Genomic DNA, 15,066 nt, shown 5'->3' on the forward strand with positions numbered 1-15,066 from the left:
GGTGTCGCTCAGCGCGGGCGGTCCTTCCCGTACAGCCACACGTCCCAGACCTCCTTCAGGTCGTGGCCCGTGCGCTCCTCGGCGTAGGCCGTGAAATCGGCCGTACTCGCGTTCCCGTGCCGGTGGTCGGCGGCCCAGCCGCGAACCAGCGAGAAGAACTCCGCATCGCCCACCTCCTGGCGGATCCGGTGCAGGACCATCGCACCGCGGTAGTACACCGGGTACCCGGAGATGTACTCGGGCCCCGGCGGGGCGGCGGGCGGGAAGCCGGCCCAGTCGGAGCCCGCGTCCTCGTCCACGTCCGTGTCGCCGGTCAGGAAGGCCCGGAAGTACTCCTCGGCGGTGTGGCCGCCGTGGTCCTCGGACCACAGCCACTCCGCGTAGGTGGCGAAGCCCTCGTTGAGCCACATGTCCTTCCAGGACTTCGGCGACACCGAGTCGCCGAACCACTGGTGGGCGAGCTCGTGCACCACCAGGTCCTCCTCCGCGGGCGCACCGGAGAAGACGGGCCGGGTCTGGGTCTCCAGCGCGTAGGTCAGGCTCCCCTTCGGCAGCACGATCGCACCCGTCGTGGTGAAGGGGTACGGTCCGAACCGGCCGCCGGCCCACTCCATCACCTCCGGCAGCCGCGCGAGCGCGCCCTCGCTCGCGGCCACCTCCCCCGGCGCCACCGCGTTGTAGACGGTCACGCCCGACGGCGTCTTCCCGGTCGTCACCTTGTACGGACCCACGACCGCGGTCGCAAGGTAGCTCGCCATCGGCTCGGGGCTGTGCCAGGCGAACTCGGTCCGCCCGTCCCCGGTGTCGGTGCGGGAGCGCAACTCGCCGTTCGACACGGCCTCGTAGCCGTGCGGGACGGTCAGCGTGATGTCGTACGTGGCCTTGTCGCTGGGGTGGTGGTTGCCGGGGAACCAGGCCATCGAGCCGACGGGCTCGCCGACGCCGACCGCGCCGCCGGGGGGACGGCCCTCTGTGGGGATCCAGCCCTCCTTGGCGCCGTCCCGGTCCGCGATGGTCAACGGCTTGCCGCCGTAGTCGACCTCGACGCGGAAGACCTCGCCCTTCTTCAGGTCGTCGGCGGGCCGCACCGTCAGCTCGTTGCCGGTCCGGTTGTGGCGGGCCGGCTCGCCCTGCACGCTCACGCCCTCGACCTTCAGGCCGCTCAGGTCGAGGTTGAAGGAGCTGAGCCCCTGCTCCGCACGGGCCGTGATGACGGCCGTGGCCCGCAATTCCCCGTCGGCCGGGTCGTAGTCCAGGTCCAGGGCGTAGTGATCGACCTGGTAGCCGCCGTTGCCCGCCTTGGGGAAGTACGGATCGCGCAGCCCCGACGCACCCGGCCGCCCCTGCACGGGGCCCCCCGTACACGCCGTGGTGAGGGCGAGCAGGGCGGCCGCGGCAGGGGCGGCGAGGCGGGAGAAGGCGCGGAGTTCCACGCGTTCGATCCTAAGCGGGGGGCCTGCGGAAACTACTGGGCGAGGGCCTCGACGCCCGCCTTGGCGAACTTCTCGTCCAGGTCGCCGCTCGGGGCGCCGGCCACGCCGATGCCCGCGACCGGGGCGCCGTCGGCCTGCACCGGGACACCGCCGCCGAGGAAGAGGGTGCCGGGGATGTCCTTCAGGTTCGGGGCCTGGGCGAGGCGGCCCACGAGCACCGAGGTCGGGGCGTTCCAGGACACGGCGGTGAAGGCCTTGCGCGTGGCCGACTCGTAGGACTGCGGGCCCGCGCCGTCGCCGCGGAGGGTGACGATGGTGTTGCCGTTGCGGTCCACGACCGCGACCGTCACCTTCTGGTTCTCCTTCTGCGCGGCGTCCAGAGAGGCCTGGGCGGCGCGGGTGGCGGCGTCGATGGTGAGGTGGGTCGTGGTCGTGAAGTTCTTGCCGTTCACGTCCTTCTTGGCGGAGGCGGCGGCCGGCGCACCGGCCGGGGCGGCGCTGGCGGTGGCACTGACGGCCCCGAAGGTCCCGGCGCCGAGCGCGAGGGCGAGGGCGGTACCGGTGAGGACGCGGGTACGGGTGTTCATCTCTGCTCCTGAGAACGACTGCGGAGAGGTCGCATGCCGCAGCAACACCACGGCAGCACGACCAGGCCTGGAACTGGACTGGGACTGGGAGTGCCGGTGCCCCGGCGGCACTGACCCGCCCGGCTCCTTCACTGCTCCCAGCCTGTCCCGCATCCCCCCGCTCCCCCGTCCCCGTACCGGCTCCCCCCACCAACCACACCGGCTGACCCAAGGGTCATCCGATCGGTCGATGCGCCCGCCACCCCCGGCCCTATTGGCTGGTCCCGGCCCCCGGGGCGAAGCCCCCATCCCCGGAGCCCGGGGCACAACCCCGAGGAGCGAAGCCCGGGGCGGAGCCCCACCCGGAACCCGCACCCACCCACCCCACCGAGCCAAAACCAGCCCCGCCGGCGCTTGAGGCGCGGGGCCCGGGGCGGAGCCCCGGAAACGGCGCCGCACCCGGCTCCCCACACCGGGACCCGGCAAAATGGACACACGCCGCCACCCCAGGAGCCCCCGTGACCCCCGCCCCGCAGCCTCCCCCGCCGCGGAACCCGAACACCCGCACCCTGGCCACCGTCATGCACGCGGCGTTCTTCCTCCTCCTCGGCGCCTCGGTGGCCCGTTTCCTCCTGCGCCACCCCGGCGAACCCCGCACCCCCTGGGTCATCGCCCTCAGCATCGCCCTGGCCCTGCTCTACGTCCTCGGCCCCGCGGTCGGCGCCACCCAGCCCCCCGCCACCGACACCCGCGCGACCCGCGCGACCGGCGCGACCGGCGCGGCCCGCGCGACCCATCCCCCCAGCCGCCTCCTCTGGCTCGGCCTGGTCGTCGCCACCTGGGTGGTCCTGGTCGTCCTGGCCCCCAGCTTCGCCTGGTGCGCCGTCCCCCTCTTCTTCACCGCCCTCCGCACCCTCCCCCCACGCGCCGCGATCGTCCTCGTCGCCCTCCTCACCGTCTTCGTCGTCATCGCCCAGCTCCGCCTCGCCACCGCCTTCGACCCCAACCTGCTCCTGGCCCCGCCCGCCGTCGCCGCCCTCGCCACCGCCGTCTTCGTCCACATGGAGCGCCAGGCCCAGGCCCAGCGCGCGCTGATCGACGACCTGATCCGCACCCGCCGCGAACTGGCCGCCACCGAACGCCGCGAAGGCACCCTCGCCGAGCGCCAGCGGCTGTCCATGGAGATCCACGACACCCTCGCCCAGAACCTGTCGAGCCAGCAGATGCTGCTCCAGGCCGCGGACCGCACCTGGGAGACCGACCAGGCCACCGCCCGCGCGCACGTCCGTACCGCCACCGGCATCGCGGCCCGCGGCCTCGCCGAGGCCCGCCGGCTCGTCCACGACCTGGCCCCGGCCGAGCTCGCCGGCGGCGCCGGACTCGCCGACGCCCTGCGCGCGCTGGACGCCGGCCCGGACATCGAGGTCCGCTTCCACCTCGAAGGCAGCCCGGCCCCCCTCCCCGACCGCGTCCAGTCCGCCCTGCTGCGCATAGCCCAGGGCGCGCTGGCCAACATCCGGGAGCACTCCGGCGCCCGTACGGCGGCGCTCACCCTGAGCTTCCTGGGGGACCAGGTGGTCCTGGACATCGCCGACGACGGCCACGGCTTCGCCGAACCCCGCGCCGCCACCGCGCAGCGCGGACACGGCCTCCCGGCGATGCGCGCCCGCGTCCGCCAGCTCGGCGGCACCCTGACGATCGAATCCACGCCGGGCGAGGGCACGGTCCTCTCCGCGGCCATCCCCTTGGAGCCGGCCCCATGACGACGATCCTGCTCTGCGACGACCACGTGGTGGTACGCGCCGGCCTGCTCGCCCTGCTCGGCAGCGAGCCGGACATCGAGGTGCTCGGCGAGGCGGGCAGCGGCGAGGAGGCCGTCGCCATGGCGGCCAAACTGCACCCCGACGTGGTCCTGATGGACCTCCAGCTGGGCGAGGGCATCGACGGCGTCGAAGCCACCCGCCGCATCACCGCCCTCCCCCGGCCCCCGCACGTGCTGGTCCTGACCACCTACGACACCGACGCCGACATCACCCGGGCCATCGGCGCGGGCGCCACCGGCTACCTCCTGAAGGCGGAACGCCCCGAGGAGCTCTTCGCGGCGATCCACTCCGCCGCCCAGGGCCGCACCACCCTCTCCCCGCCGGTGGCCAGCCGTGTCATGGCGCACATGCGCGGTACCCGCCCCACCCTGACCGACCGCGAGCTGGACATCCTCGGCCAGCTGGCCCGGGGCCTCGGCAACCGCGACATCGCCCGTGCCCTGTTCATCAGCGAGGCCACCGTGAAGACCCACCTGGGCCGCATCTACGACAAGCTCGGCGTCGACACCCGCGCGGGCGCGGTCTCGGTGGCGAAGGAACAACGCCTCCTGCCGTCCTGATCGGCCGGGGGTGAGGGCCGCCGACACCCGTGACACCATCGGGTACGTGCTCGACATCGGCTACTCCCTCTCCCGGCGCTTCCCCGACCCCCCGCAGACCGACTACCGCTCGGCGGACGTCCACAGCCTGCGCCACGACCTGTTCTGCGGGGACGTGTACCTCGCCGACACCCACGCCGACCGCGAGGTGTCCACGGCCTGGGGCTGGGTGCCCGTACTGGACTTCGCCTGGGCCCTGTGCGACATCGTCGAGCAGCTCGACCAGGACCCTCGCGGCAGCCGCTCCGCCAACCGCCAGTACGCCGAGCTCGACTTCACCGAGTCCACGGACCGCATGCTCTTCGAGCGCCGCTTCGGCTGGGTCGACATCGAGGCCGACTGGATGCCGGCCGAGGAAGCGCCGCTGACCTTCAGCCACCGCCTGCTGCGCCGCGAGGCCCGTGACTTCCTGCACGACCTCATCGCGGACCTCACCGACATGCACGACGGCCTGGCCGACAACCCCGCCATCTGGACCCTCCAGGCCCGCTTCCCCCGAGTCCCGGCGTAGCCGGCCCCCGCCGAAACCAGAGGCCTCCCGCAGACCGAGATCCCGGCGGGAACGGGTGTGCGCCGGAACGCCCCCGCGGCAGGACGCGCACCCAGATCCCAACGGGGACGCGCGCGTGCCGGAACGCCCCCGCGGGGCGCGGCCCCAGGTCCCGGCGGGGACGGGTGTGCGCCAGGACGCGCACCCAGGTTCCGGTGGGGACGGGTGTGTGCCGGGGCGCCCCCGCAGGGCGCGGCCCAGGTCCCGGCGGGGACGGGTGTGCGCCAGGACGCGCACCCAGGTTCCGGTGGGGACGGGTGTGTGCCGGGGCGCCCCCGCAGGGCGCCGAACACTGTCCCGCAGAACTGCCCACCCCCTGGCCACGTTCGGCGCCCGAGGAGGTGCCCCGGCGCGCGCCCGTCCCCGCCGGAACCACCCCGCCCCCGGCACGAACGCCCCGCTGCGCGCAACACGGCCGCCCCCGCCCGGACGCAGCCCGAACCCCCGCCGGGGGTACCGCGCGGCCGCATCGCCGCGCAGCCGCCCCACCCCCGGCGCGGGGGCGCACCCCCAACGCCCCGCCGACTACGCGATCACCCGTACCCCCAGCTGCGCAGCAAGCGCCGGCGCCAAGTCGAACAGCTGCGCCGGACTGATCACCGCCCCGGCCAGCGCGTCCACCCCGCGCGCGATCTCCAGCACGCCCGCCGCCCGCAGGTCCACGTCCGTCATCCGCGCCCCGCTGAAGTCCACCCCGCGCACCACGCAGTCCCGGAACTCCACCCGCTCCAGCACCGCCCCCGCGAAATCCGGCTCCACCAGCACGCACCCCTCGAAGACCACGTCCTTCAGCCGTGCCCTCCGCAGGTTCAGGTAGTCGATCTTGCCGCCCCGCACCACCACCCGCTCCAGCACGGCCCCGTGCAACTGCACCCCGCCCAGCCGCGCGTCCACCACCTCCACGTCCCGCAACGACGCCTCCGACAGGTCCGTGCCCACGCCCCGGACCCCCTCCAGGACCGCGTCCACGAACCGCGCCTTCGCCAGCCCCGTCCCGTCCAGCACGCACCGCCGCACCGCGCAGTCCATGAACCGGGCCCCGACCCCTTCCTGCCCCGCCCAGTCCAGATCCGCGAACTCCAGCCCGTCGTAGTCCCCGTCGGGCTCCAGCTCGCCGCCCTCCCACACCGCCGGCTCCGGCAGCCGCACCTCCGGCCGCCGCGCCGCCTTCACCGTTTCCTGCCCCTTGCGCACCATGTGCCCATCGTGACGGACCCCTCTGACAACGCCGCCCCTTGACCTCAACCACGCTTGAGGTCACACGCTGACGCCATGTCCACCACCATGCGAGCCATCCGCCTCCACGCCTTCGGCCCCGCCGAGAACCTCTCCCCCGAGACCGCCCCCACCCCCGTACCCGCCCCCGGCCAGGTCCGCATCGCCGTCGCCGCCGCCGGCGTCCACCTCCTCGACACCGCCCTCCGCCAGGGCATCCAGGGCCCCGCTCCCGCCCTCCCCGAGCTGCCGACCATCCCCGGCCGTGAAGTCGCCGGCACCGTCGACGCCCTCGGCCCCGGCACCGACCCCGCCTGGCTCGGCCGGCCCGTCACCGTCCACCTCGGCTTCGCCCCGGGCGGCTACGCCGAGTACGCCGTGGCCGACGCCGACCGCCTGCACCCGATCCCCGAGGGCCTCGACCCCGCCGAGGCCGTCGCCATGATCGGCACCGGCCGCACCACCCTCGGGATCCTCCAGTTCGCCGACCTCGGCCCGGAGTCCGTCGCCCTGGTCCCCGCCGCCGCCGGCGGCATCGGCACCCTGCTCGTCCAGTACGCCAGGAACGCCGGAGCCATCGTCATCGCCCTCGCCGGCGGCCCCGCCAAAACCGCCCGCGCCGCCGCCAACGGCGCCCACCTCGCCCTCGACTACACCGCCCCCGGCTGGGCCGAAGCCGTACGCGCCCACCACCCCGGCGGTGCCACCGTCCTCTTCGACTCCGTCGGCGGCGCCACCGCCCGCACCGCCCTGGGCCTCCTCGCCCCCGGAGCCCGGCACCTGGTCTTCGGCTGGTCCGAAGGGCCCCTCGCCCTGACCGACTCCGAACGCGCCGGGCTCACGGCCCGCGGCATCACGACCGAGAACGTCCTCGGCCCCGCCATGTTCCGGCGCGTCGGCGCCCCCGCCCCCCTCCGCGTCCTGGAAACCCGCGCCCTCGCCGAAGCCGCCGCCGGCCGGCTCCGTCCCGCCGTGCAGCGCTACCCGCTGGCCGAAGCGGCCGCCGCCCACCACGCCCTGGAAACGCGCGCCACCACCGGCAAGGTCGTCCTCGAACCCTGAAACGTGCCCGACGGGGCCAGGCTCACCCGGCCCCGCCCAGCCGCCGGAGCGCGCCGTCCGTCAGACGGTTCACCGTCCACTCGTCCATGGGCACCGCCCCGACCGAGCGGTAGAAGCCGATGGCGGGCGCGTTCCAGTCGAGGACCGACCACTCCAGCCGCTCGTAACCCCGCTCCACGCACGTCCGCGCCAGCTCCGCGAGCAGCGCCTTGCCGTATCCGCCCCCGCGCGCGCCCGGCCGTACGTACAGGTCCTCCAGGTAGATCCCGTGCGCCCCGCGCCACGTCGAGAAGGAGAGGAACCACATCGAGAAGCCGACCACTTCCCCGTCCGCCGTCTCCGCGACGTGCGCGAACACCGCAGGCCGCTCCCCGAACAGCGCCTCCCGCAGCTGCTCCTCGGTCGCACGCGCCTCGTGCGGCACCTTCTCGTACGCGGCGAGTTCGCGGATCATCGCCCGGATGACCGGGACGTCGGCAAGTGCAGCACTACGGATCATCCCCGCACCCTAGGTCGTGCCGTCGGAGTCCCGCCTGCGGGGTCCGGCACGCACGCTCGCCGCGGTGTCATCCGCGCCCGAGCAGCAGCTCCCCCACCGCCCTCTGTACCCCGTCGAGCCGCTCCTCCCCGTCCTCCACGTCCCACAGGCAGTTCTGGAGCACCCGCCCCAGCGTCCAGGCCCGCGCCCGTTCCCGGTCCAGTCCCAGTACCTCCGTCATCAGGTCGAAGCGCCACCGCACGTCCCGCGCCCGGAAGTTGTTCACGATCGCCGGCAGCAGATCGAAGCCCGGATCACCGGCCAGCGGCTTCGGGTCGATCGCCAGCCACGGTTCCCGGCCGCCCGCCAGCACGTTGTCGTAGTGCAGGTCCCAGTGCAGCAGCCGGTCCCCCGGCTCGCCCGCGACCTCCGCCACCGCCGCCGCGCAGTCCCGCAGCAGCCGCCGGTCCCCTTCGTCGGCGAGCCGCCGCAGCGCCTCCGGTACGTCCGCCGGCATCCCCGCGACGATCTCCCCGAGCCCGCGCAGCCCGGCCGGCGCCGGCGCCGCCGTCAGCCGCGCCAGCAGCTCCGCGACCACCCGCACCGCCTGCCGCGCGTCCCGCTCCGCGAGCGCCGACAAGGGCCGCGTCTCGTCCAGCCGTTCCAGCAGCATCGAGCCCGTCTCCGCGTCGTGCTCCCACAGCCGTACGCTGCCCGCCCCGTCCCAGGCGCGCAGCGCGAGCGGCTCCCCCGCGCTCTCCTCGTCCGGCAGCGCCAGCTTCAGTACGGCCGCGGTCCCGTCGGCCCGCTCCACCGGCAGCACCAGCGCCGTCACCCCGTGCATCACGGGTCCGGTGCGGCGCAGCTCCCACTGCGCCAGGAACCGCCCGGCCAGCGCTGGCAGCCCCGCGATGAACTCCCGCCCCGCGTCGCCGTTCCACCTGAGCTGCGCCCGGACCAGCCCGTCGGGGATCTCCACGATGTCGGTCATGGCCCGACCCTACGACCGGCACACCTCCACGCCGTACCGGCAGCCGCCCCCGCCGCATCAGCCACAACGCCTCGATTCACCCCCCGGAACCCGGCATCCCGCACCTGGACACCCCTCCGGAACCGGGTGTACCAACTCCCCCATGACGATCAACGGCGGCATTTCCTTCTGGTACGCGACCGACCGCACCGCACCGGCCGCGCCACCCCGCGCGCCGCTCACCGCCCACGCCACGGCCGATGTCGTCATCGTGGGCGGCGGCTACACCGGCCTGTGGACCGCCTACTACCTCAAGCAGGCCGCCCCCGACCTGCGCGTCACCGTCCTGGAGCAGAAGTTCTGCGGGTACGGGGCCTCCGGCCGCAACGGCGGCTGGCTCTACAACGGCATCGCCGGCCGCGACCGCTACGCCCGCCTCCACGGCCCCGACGCCGCCCGCCGCCTCCAGCGGGCCATGAACGACACCGTCACCGAGGTCATCGACACCGCCGCCAAGGAGGGCATCGACGCCGACATCCACCGCGGCGGCGTCCTCGAAGTCGCCCGGACCCCCGCCCAGCTGACCCGCCTGAAGGCCTTCCACGCCGCCGAACTCGCCTTCGGCGAGAGCGACCGCGAGCTCTACGGCGCCGCCGAGACCCGCTCCCGCATCGACATCGCCGACGCCGTCGGCGCCGGCTGGAGCCCCCACGGCGCCCGCATCCACCCCCTGAAGCTGCTCCGGGGCCTGGCCGCGGTCTGCGAACGCCTCGGCGTCGTCATCCACGAGTCCACCCCGGTCACGGAGATCACCGCCGGGAAGGCCGTCACCCCGTACGGCACCGTCCGCGCCCCCCACGTCCTGCGCTGCACGGAGGGATTCACCGCCGCCCTCAAGGGCCAGAAGCGCTCGTGGCTCCCGATGAACTCCTCGATGATCGTCACGGCCCCGCTCCCCGACCCGGTCTGGGACCGGCTGGGCTGGTCGGACGCGCCGGTCCTCGGCGACATGGCCCACGCCTACATGTACGCCCAGCGCACCGCCGACGGGCGCATCGCGATCGGCGGCCGCGGGGTGCCGTACCGCTTCGGATCGCGTACGGACAACGACGGCCGTACCCAGCCCGCCACCGTCGAATCGCTGCGGGAACTGCTGTTCTCCTTCTTCCCGGTCCTCACCGGTACGGAGATCACCCACGCCTGGTCCGGGGTCCTCGGCGTCCCGCGCGACTGGTGCGCGACCGTCACCCTGGACCGCGCCACGGGCCTCGGCTGGGCGGGCGGCTACGTCGGATCGGGCGTGGCCACCGCCAACCTCGCCGCCCGCACCCTGCGCGACCTGGTCCTCGGCGACTCCACCGTGCTGACCGCCCTCCCCTGGGTGAACCACCGCGTGCGCGGCTGGGAGCCGGAGCCCTTCCGCTGGCTCGGCGTCCAGGCGCTCTACGCCGCCTACCGCGAGGCGGACCGCCGCGAAACCGCCACCCGCCGCCCGACGACCACCCCCCTGGCCCGCCTCGCCGACCGCATCTCGGGCCGCCACTGACCACCACCGACGGCCGGCCCGGGCACGCGAAAGGCCCCGGACCTGAACGGTCCGGGGCCTCTCGTCAGCAGAGCCCCCTGTCGGGTTCGAACCGACGACCCCCGCTTTACAAGTTCGATCGGTGCCACTGCGCTTGCTGCTGACCCACAGCCCTGACGACCGGACGGGGGTGCCGGGGTACCTCCCCGTCCTAGGCCGTTGATGTCAGGTGCGGATGTCAGAACCTTCTGATCCGTAGCTCTAGCGAGACCGGTCAACGACGGTCATTCCGGCCGCATCAGAGCCTCGTCGCGGCATAGCAGGTCAGGGGCGATTGCCACGGTTGCGGTACGCGACTGCTGTGCCGCCGCTTGCGAGAGCTGCCGCCAACGCCATCGCGTTCACGTAAACGCCGACAGCTTCAACGGCGGCTGGCCAGAAAACCAGCACGATGACGATGACCGTGACTAAGCCGTAAATCCGCCCGGGATTTGACTCCTGGCCACACAGGGTCAGACTCGACATGGAACCTCCCATGGTTCTGGCCCACTCCCACCGTTGCGGTTGCAGCCCAGGCGGTCGGGGGTGGGCGATCGAGCTCTCATCATGAGCCCTGCTACCGGCCTCGCTCCGTCGCCGAATTTGCGAGATTTGCGACTGCGCGGCGCGGATGAGTGCGCACGCATTCGTGATCAAAATGCAGGGAATCTTACATCGCGGGAAGTCAAATACTAGGTATGGACCTGAAGCCGCACTTCAAAGCGTTGCACGCGCGCAACGATTGCTTGCATGCACGCAAGAAGCGAATCGAGCCGCGGAGCGGCATCGCGCCGCCATAACTGGAGCAATGGAGCTTGATGTGACGTACCTCACACTAGGCTTTCGTTGGGCTCCGGCATCCAGCGTTTTTGCATCGACACTCGCGACCGCTCCGCTCGGTTCGCCGAGAAGGTTCCGCCGGACAACAACGACGGGCGCTGAGCTGAGCCACCAAGGCTCGTCCCAACGCCCGTCCTTCACCGTCTGGACCTGACAGGCACGCCGCCTTCCGCATCGCGCCCTTACAGAGCGAGATAAGAACAGGCCCTCGCGGACATCAGCCGCCCGTGCCGCGGAGAGCGGCTGCCACACCCCCGGCCCCTATGAGCAGGCCGGCTACAGCGGCGGCGTTCGCGTACAGCCCTGCGATCTCGGCCGCCGCCGGCCAGAGGCCAAGCACGATGACGATCACCGTGACTACCCATCCTGCGGGAATGGGGTTTGACAGGTACTGGGGATTAAGGGCCACACTCGTCATTGAGCCTCCAAGGGTTCCTGGCCCACTCGACTGTGCATGCCGCCAAGCCGTGCAGCCGAGGTGGGCCTTCTTCGTGGTGGGAACCATGGTGGGGCTTCAACCCCGGTGCGACGCAACGTAATCTTCTTGCGCACCAACGCCTTCTTGATGTGGAAGAGCGCTGTGCTCGGAGGTAGAGCGAAGCCCAACCCCTGGGCTGAGACCTGCGTAAATGCGGGTGGAGCTTGCGGCCATAGCACACACCACCGACAAGCGCGCCGCTGTGCTACGGAGATTTCCGAGGAAAGGCCAGTTTGCACCGATTCTGTATTTACCTAGCCTTTGCCGATTGTCGTAGGAAACCTACGTCGAGAACATCAGAAACGACGGCTATCTGCGAAGCGGTAGCGCCTAAACGCGCTTTCGTGCCAGCGCGCTAGCCATACGGGTCCCCGGCTGTCATCCCGTCTGCCGTCGACCCACACGTATGTGGAGCGGACGCGGGTCCTGGCGTCCAGGTGGAGCGCGCCACTGTACGAACGACCTGGACGCCAGGGCCCGTGTCTGCTCGGCTTGCCTGGGTCGACGGCAGACGGGATGACAGCACCCCACCCCCACCACGAACCCGCCCGCAGACGCAGGACTGGCCCCCGCCATCCCGGAGCCTGAGCGCCCCCGCCGGAGGCATCAGATCTGACTGTCAGCCGACAGATCAACCGGGTTCACCCATCAAGCCCTCAGCCCAGTGGCGCGCGGCCGGCGTCCCGGGCTGGAGCGGGGCGCAGACAGGAGCGCAGGCCCGGGGCGACGGGCGCGCGACGCCGCCTTGGCGGCGGAAGCGCCCTTGATGAAGTAGGGAAACTTTGACCCCACGCCGTACGGCCTGGCCCCGGTCCCCTGTCCCCATGCCTGCTCGCTGGCTACGCTGATGCGGTCCAGTGAATGAGCAGGGGAGTGTGCTGAACGTATGGGGCCGAAGTCGGAGCGGGTCTACCGCACGATCCGTGAATGGATCTCGACGGGGAAGTACCTGCCCGGGGCCAAGCTCCCTTCAGAGCGTGCGCTCTCCGAGGAGCTTGAGATCGGTCGTACGCAGCTCCGCCAGGTGCTGGCCAAGCTCGTTGCCGAGGGCGCAATCGAGGTCCACGGTCGTAGCGCGTACCGCGTGCCCGACATGGCGGTGTCCGTGACTGCGCCCACGGACCTGGAGCCGTGGCAGATCCATGGTGAGCGGATCCTGTACGACAACCGCTGGGTGAAGCTGACGCTCGCCGACGTGGAGCCCCCTGGCGTGGAGCGCTTCGAGCACCACGTGGTGCGGCTCCAGCACGTGGCGATCGCCGCAGTCCTGGACGATCAGGACCGTGTCCTCATGCTGTGGCGGTACCGCTTCGTCCCTCAGTCCTTCGGCTGGGAGCTGCCCGGCGGCATCGTGGATCCCGGCGAGGACCCTGCGGCTACGGCCTTTCGCGAGGTGGAGGAAGAGACCGGGTGGCGTCCCGAGGCTCTTGAGCACGTGGTGACGTACCAGCCCATGGTCGGCATGGTGGATTCACCGCACGAGATCTTTGTGGGACGCGGTGCTCAACTTGTCGGTGCGCCCACGGACCTGGAAGAGGCGGGTCACGTTGCTTGGGTACCGCTGGCCGACATTCCGGGGCTCATGTCCCAGGGTGAGCTGATGGGCTCCGGCACGCTGGTCGCGCTCCTCCACGTGCTCGCCTCGCGCGCGGCCGGGGCGCCCCCTACAGCTGCTGCGTGAGCTGCTCGATCCGGCGGCGCTGCCGTACAGATCCGGTTCGGTTCGCGAGCAGGCGGGCCTGCTGAAGGTGCTCTTGGCCTTGGTCGTACTCGCCGCGGGCGAGATGCGCTTGAGCCAGGTCGCAGCGCAGACCTGCCGCTGCCCGGATGAACGTGGGGTCCAAGGCGCCGAGCGCGTCATAGAGGCTCTCCACCGCGTCATCGTCGCCGAGCAGCGCTAAGGCATTGCCTCGCCACCGGCGCAGATGCCCTTCGTTCAGGAAGATGCTCAGCATGTCGGGATCGCGGGCTGTCTGTCCCTCGGGCAGCCAACGCGCGGCTTCATCCAGTGCGCGTCGGCAGTCGTTCGCCAGTCCCGCCTTGGCGCAGATCTCGGCCTCAGCCGCGTACAGCCATGCCTTGAGCCGCGGGGACATCTTCGAGCCACCGACTCGGATGGCGTCACGGACCAGCTCGACGGCTGTGGCCGGCCGCCCGGCGTCGCAGAGCACGTAAGCCTGCTCCGCAGTGGCGTGCGCGAGGTACATAGGCTCTCCGGCCTCCTGCGCTGCGCGCTTGCCTAACTCGTAGTTTCGCCAAGCTCGTTCCACAGCGCCCGAATCGAGGGCCTGCCATGCGGCGAGCGTCGCGGCGCCAGCGAGAGCCCGGGCAACTGGACGCCTGGTCTCCGGTAGGACAGCAAACGTGAGTGCGTCCTCAAGCGTGGCCAAGTGTCCGGTCATCTGGTCGACCAAGCCCGCCGCACCCATCTGACGGTCCACGGTCCGCAGTAGCTCGGTCTGCTCCATGAACGTCTGCACCATGGTCACGCTGACGTTGCGGGCTGCGTCGATACGGCTCACGAGCTCGTCGTACCCGTCCACCTCGGGTGGGCCCGCGCTGGTCCGCCGGCCGTGAAGCTCGTCGTCCGTGACCCCGAGCAGCGCTCGCAGGATCCTGGCGTACCGCTCCGAGATAGGCCGTCTGCCGTTCTCCCATTCCGATACGTAGACGTGCAGGCTCGCTGTCGAGGCGACCGTCAGTGCGTGCTGGCGCGCATGGCGCTCGATCTCGCGAACCAGTCGCTCCTGCGACCACTCGCGCGCGTTCCGTGCTGCCCGAAGTCCGTTGGTCACGTGCACCGCCCTGCATGTGATTTCTGAGCCGTCCAAGCAGCATGCCCGACGTCGACGCAGGTCGGCAGGGGTTAACAGGAAGTTGGTTAACCCCTGTTGGCTACCGGTCCGTTGGGGCCTGAGGTCCTCTAGAAGGGTCGCAGGAAGGCGAGTTGAAAAGCCCGAGCCGCGACACCGCTTGACATCTGGTGCGCACCAGTTGCAACCTGTTGGTGCGCACCAGTTGGGAACCAAAGGGCTCGAAGCCGAATGGCTCGGGCCAAGCCAACGCAATGGAGCGGCGACCCACCGCCAAGTAGCCCGCCGCTCCCGCCCCTCCGAAAGGGAGTTCCATCATGCGTCAGATTCCCGTCGACACCTCCGCCGCCATGGTGATGGTGGCCCAGCCCCCGGCCCCGAAGGTCAAGGACCGTCGTACCGGTGAGATCGCGACCGACCCGGACACCGGGGCCCAGATGATGACCGTGGACGTCCTCTTCGCCGCTTACGGCGAGGCCGAGGTCCTGTCGGTCGTCGTCCCGGGGCCCGGCATCTCCGGAGACCTGGTCATGGGTACCCCGGTGGCGCTGACCGGTCTGGTCGCCCGTCCGTGGGAGAACGAGTTCAACGGCCAGAAGCGCCACGGCATCAGCTTTCGTGCCGTCGCCGTCACCTCGCTGGCCGGGGACGTGTCCAAGGCGAAGGCGGCCTGAC

14 protein-coding genes are annotated in these 15,066 nt (G+C 71.8%); 7 read left to right on the forward strand and 7 right to left on the reverse strand.

The features are described 5' to 3' along the window. Positions 1-8: 8 nt before the first annotated feature. A complete protein-coding gene (locus ACIP5M_RS24145) occupies positions 9-1,433 on the reverse strand; it encodes a M1 family metallopeptidase (protein ID WP_401200385.1) in 1,425 nt (474 codons plus the stop codon). Positions 1,434-1,465: 32 nt separating this feature from the next. Further along, positions 1,466-2,020, reverse strand: a complete 555-nt coding sequence (locus ACIP5M_RS24150; RefSeq protein ID WP_401200388.1) for a heme-binding protein — start codon at positions 2,018-2,020, stop codon at positions 1,466-1,468. Positions 2,021-2,580: 560 nt separating this feature from the next. Here ACIP5M_RS24150 and ACIP5M_RS24155 point away from each other — a divergent pair. The 3 genes from ACIP5M_RS24155 to ACIP5M_RS24165 are packed head-to-tail and all read left to right on the forward strand — an operon-like array spanning position 2,581 to position 4,932. Further along, a complete protein-coding gene (locus tag ACIP5M_RS24155; protein ID WP_401200649.1) occupies positions 2,581-3,762 on the forward strand; it encodes a sensor histidine kinase in 1,182 nt (393 codons plus the stop codon). Further along, positions 3,759-4,382 carry a response regulator gene (locus ACIP5M_RS24160; RefSeq protein WP_401200391.1) on the forward strand — a complete coding sequence of 208 codons (624 nt, stop codon included), beginning with the start codon at positions 3,759-3,761 and terminating at the stop codon, positions 4,380-4,382. The genes ACIP5M_RS24155 and ACIP5M_RS24160 overlap by 4 nt, the downstream gene beginning before the upstream one ends. A 46-nt stretch (positions 4,383-4,428) precedes the next feature. Beyond that, positions 4,429-4,932: a hypothetical protein gene (locus ACIP5M_RS24165; RefSeq protein ID WP_401200650.1), complete on the forward strand. Its 504-nt coding sequence runs from the start codon at positions 4,429-4,431 to the stop codon at positions 4,930-4,932. Between the two features lie 564 nt (positions 4,933-5,496). Here ACIP5M_RS24165 and ACIP5M_RS24170 read toward each other — a convergent pair. Then, complete coding sequence (locus ACIP5M_RS24170; RefSeq protein WP_401200394.1) at positions 5,497-6,168, reverse strand: pentapeptide repeat-containing protein; 672 nt, start codon at positions 6,166-6,168, stop codon at positions 5,497-5,499. A gap of 87 nt (positions 6,169-6,255) precedes the next feature. On the opposite strand from ACIP5M_RS24170, the gene ACIP5M_RS24175 reads away from it, so the two are divergent. Then, the gene (locus ACIP5M_RS24175; RefSeq protein WP_401200652.1) at positions 6,256-7,248 is read left to right on the forward strand and encodes a zinc-binding dehydrogenase; all 993 of its coding nucleotides are present in this window, start codon (positions 6,256-6,258) and stop codon (positions 7,246-7,248) included. Positions 7,249-7,270: 22 nt separating this feature from the next. On the opposite strand, the gene ACIP5M_RS24180 is transcribed toward ACIP5M_RS24175, so the two are convergent. Together ACIP5M_RS24180 and ACIP5M_RS24185 are read right to left on the reverse strand one after the other, a co-directional pair. Beyond that, entirely contained in the window at positions 7,271-7,747 is a 477-nt protein-coding gene (locus tag ACIP5M_RS24180) for a GNAT family N-acetyltransferase (protein ID WP_401200397.1), read from the reverse strand. A 67-nt stretch (positions 7,748-7,814) separates the two neighbouring features. Continuing rightward, positions 7,815-8,717 (reverse strand): aminoglycoside phosphotransferase family protein, encoded by a 903-nt coding sequence (locus ACIP5M_RS24185; RefSeq protein ID WP_401200399.1) that lies wholly within the window; start codon positions 8,715-8,717, stop codon positions 7,815-7,817. A gap of 142 nt (positions 8,718-8,859) precedes the next feature. Between ACIP5M_RS24185 and ACIP5M_RS24190 the strand changes: the two genes are divergently transcribed. Continuing rightward, positions 8,860-10,242, forward strand: a complete 1,383-nt coding sequence (locus ACIP5M_RS24190) for an NAD(P)/FAD-dependent oxidoreductase (RefSeq protein WP_401200402.1) — start codon at positions 8,860-8,862, stop codon at positions 10,240-10,242. A gap of 303 nt (positions 10,243-10,545) precedes the next feature. Here ACIP5M_RS24190 and ACIP5M_RS24195 read toward each other — a convergent pair whose 3' ends face one another. Continuing rightward, positions 10,546-10,746 carry a hypothetical protein gene (locus ACIP5M_RS24195; RefSeq protein WP_401200405.1) on the reverse strand — a complete coding sequence of 67 codons (201 nt, stop codon included), beginning with the start codon at positions 10,744-10,746 and terminating at the stop codon, positions 10,546-10,548. 1,718 nt (positions 10,747-12,464) lie between these two features. Here ACIP5M_RS24195 and ACIP5M_RS24200 point away from each other — a divergent pair. Continuing rightward, a complete protein-coding gene (locus ACIP5M_RS24200; RefSeq protein ID WP_401200408.1) occupies positions 12,465-13,259 on the forward strand; it encodes an NUDIX domain-containing protein in 795 nt (264 codons plus the stop codon). On the opposite strand, the gene ACIP5M_RS24205 is transcribed toward ACIP5M_RS24200, so the two are convergent. Further along, positions 13,243-14,373, reverse strand: a complete 1,131-nt coding sequence (locus ACIP5M_RS24205) for an XRE family transcriptional regulator (protein WP_401200410.1) — start codon at positions 14,371-14,373, stop codon at positions 13,243-13,245. The two genes, ACIP5M_RS24200 and ACIP5M_RS24205, sit on opposite strands and share 17 nt — an antisense overlap. Before the next feature lie 335 nt (positions 14,374-14,708). On the opposite strand from ACIP5M_RS24205, the gene ACIP5M_RS24210 reads away from it, so the two are divergent. Continuing rightward, a complete protein-coding gene (locus ACIP5M_RS24210; protein WP_401200413.1) occupies positions 14,709-15,065 on the forward strand; it encodes a hypothetical protein in 357 nt (118 codons plus the stop codon). Position 15,066 lies beyond the last annotated feature (1 nt).

Origin of the sequence: Streptomyces sp. NPDC088762 (assembly GCF_044750905.1) — a bacterium.
Lineage (GTDB): Bacteria > Actinomycetota > Actinomycetes > Streptomycetales > Streptomycetaceae > Streptomyces.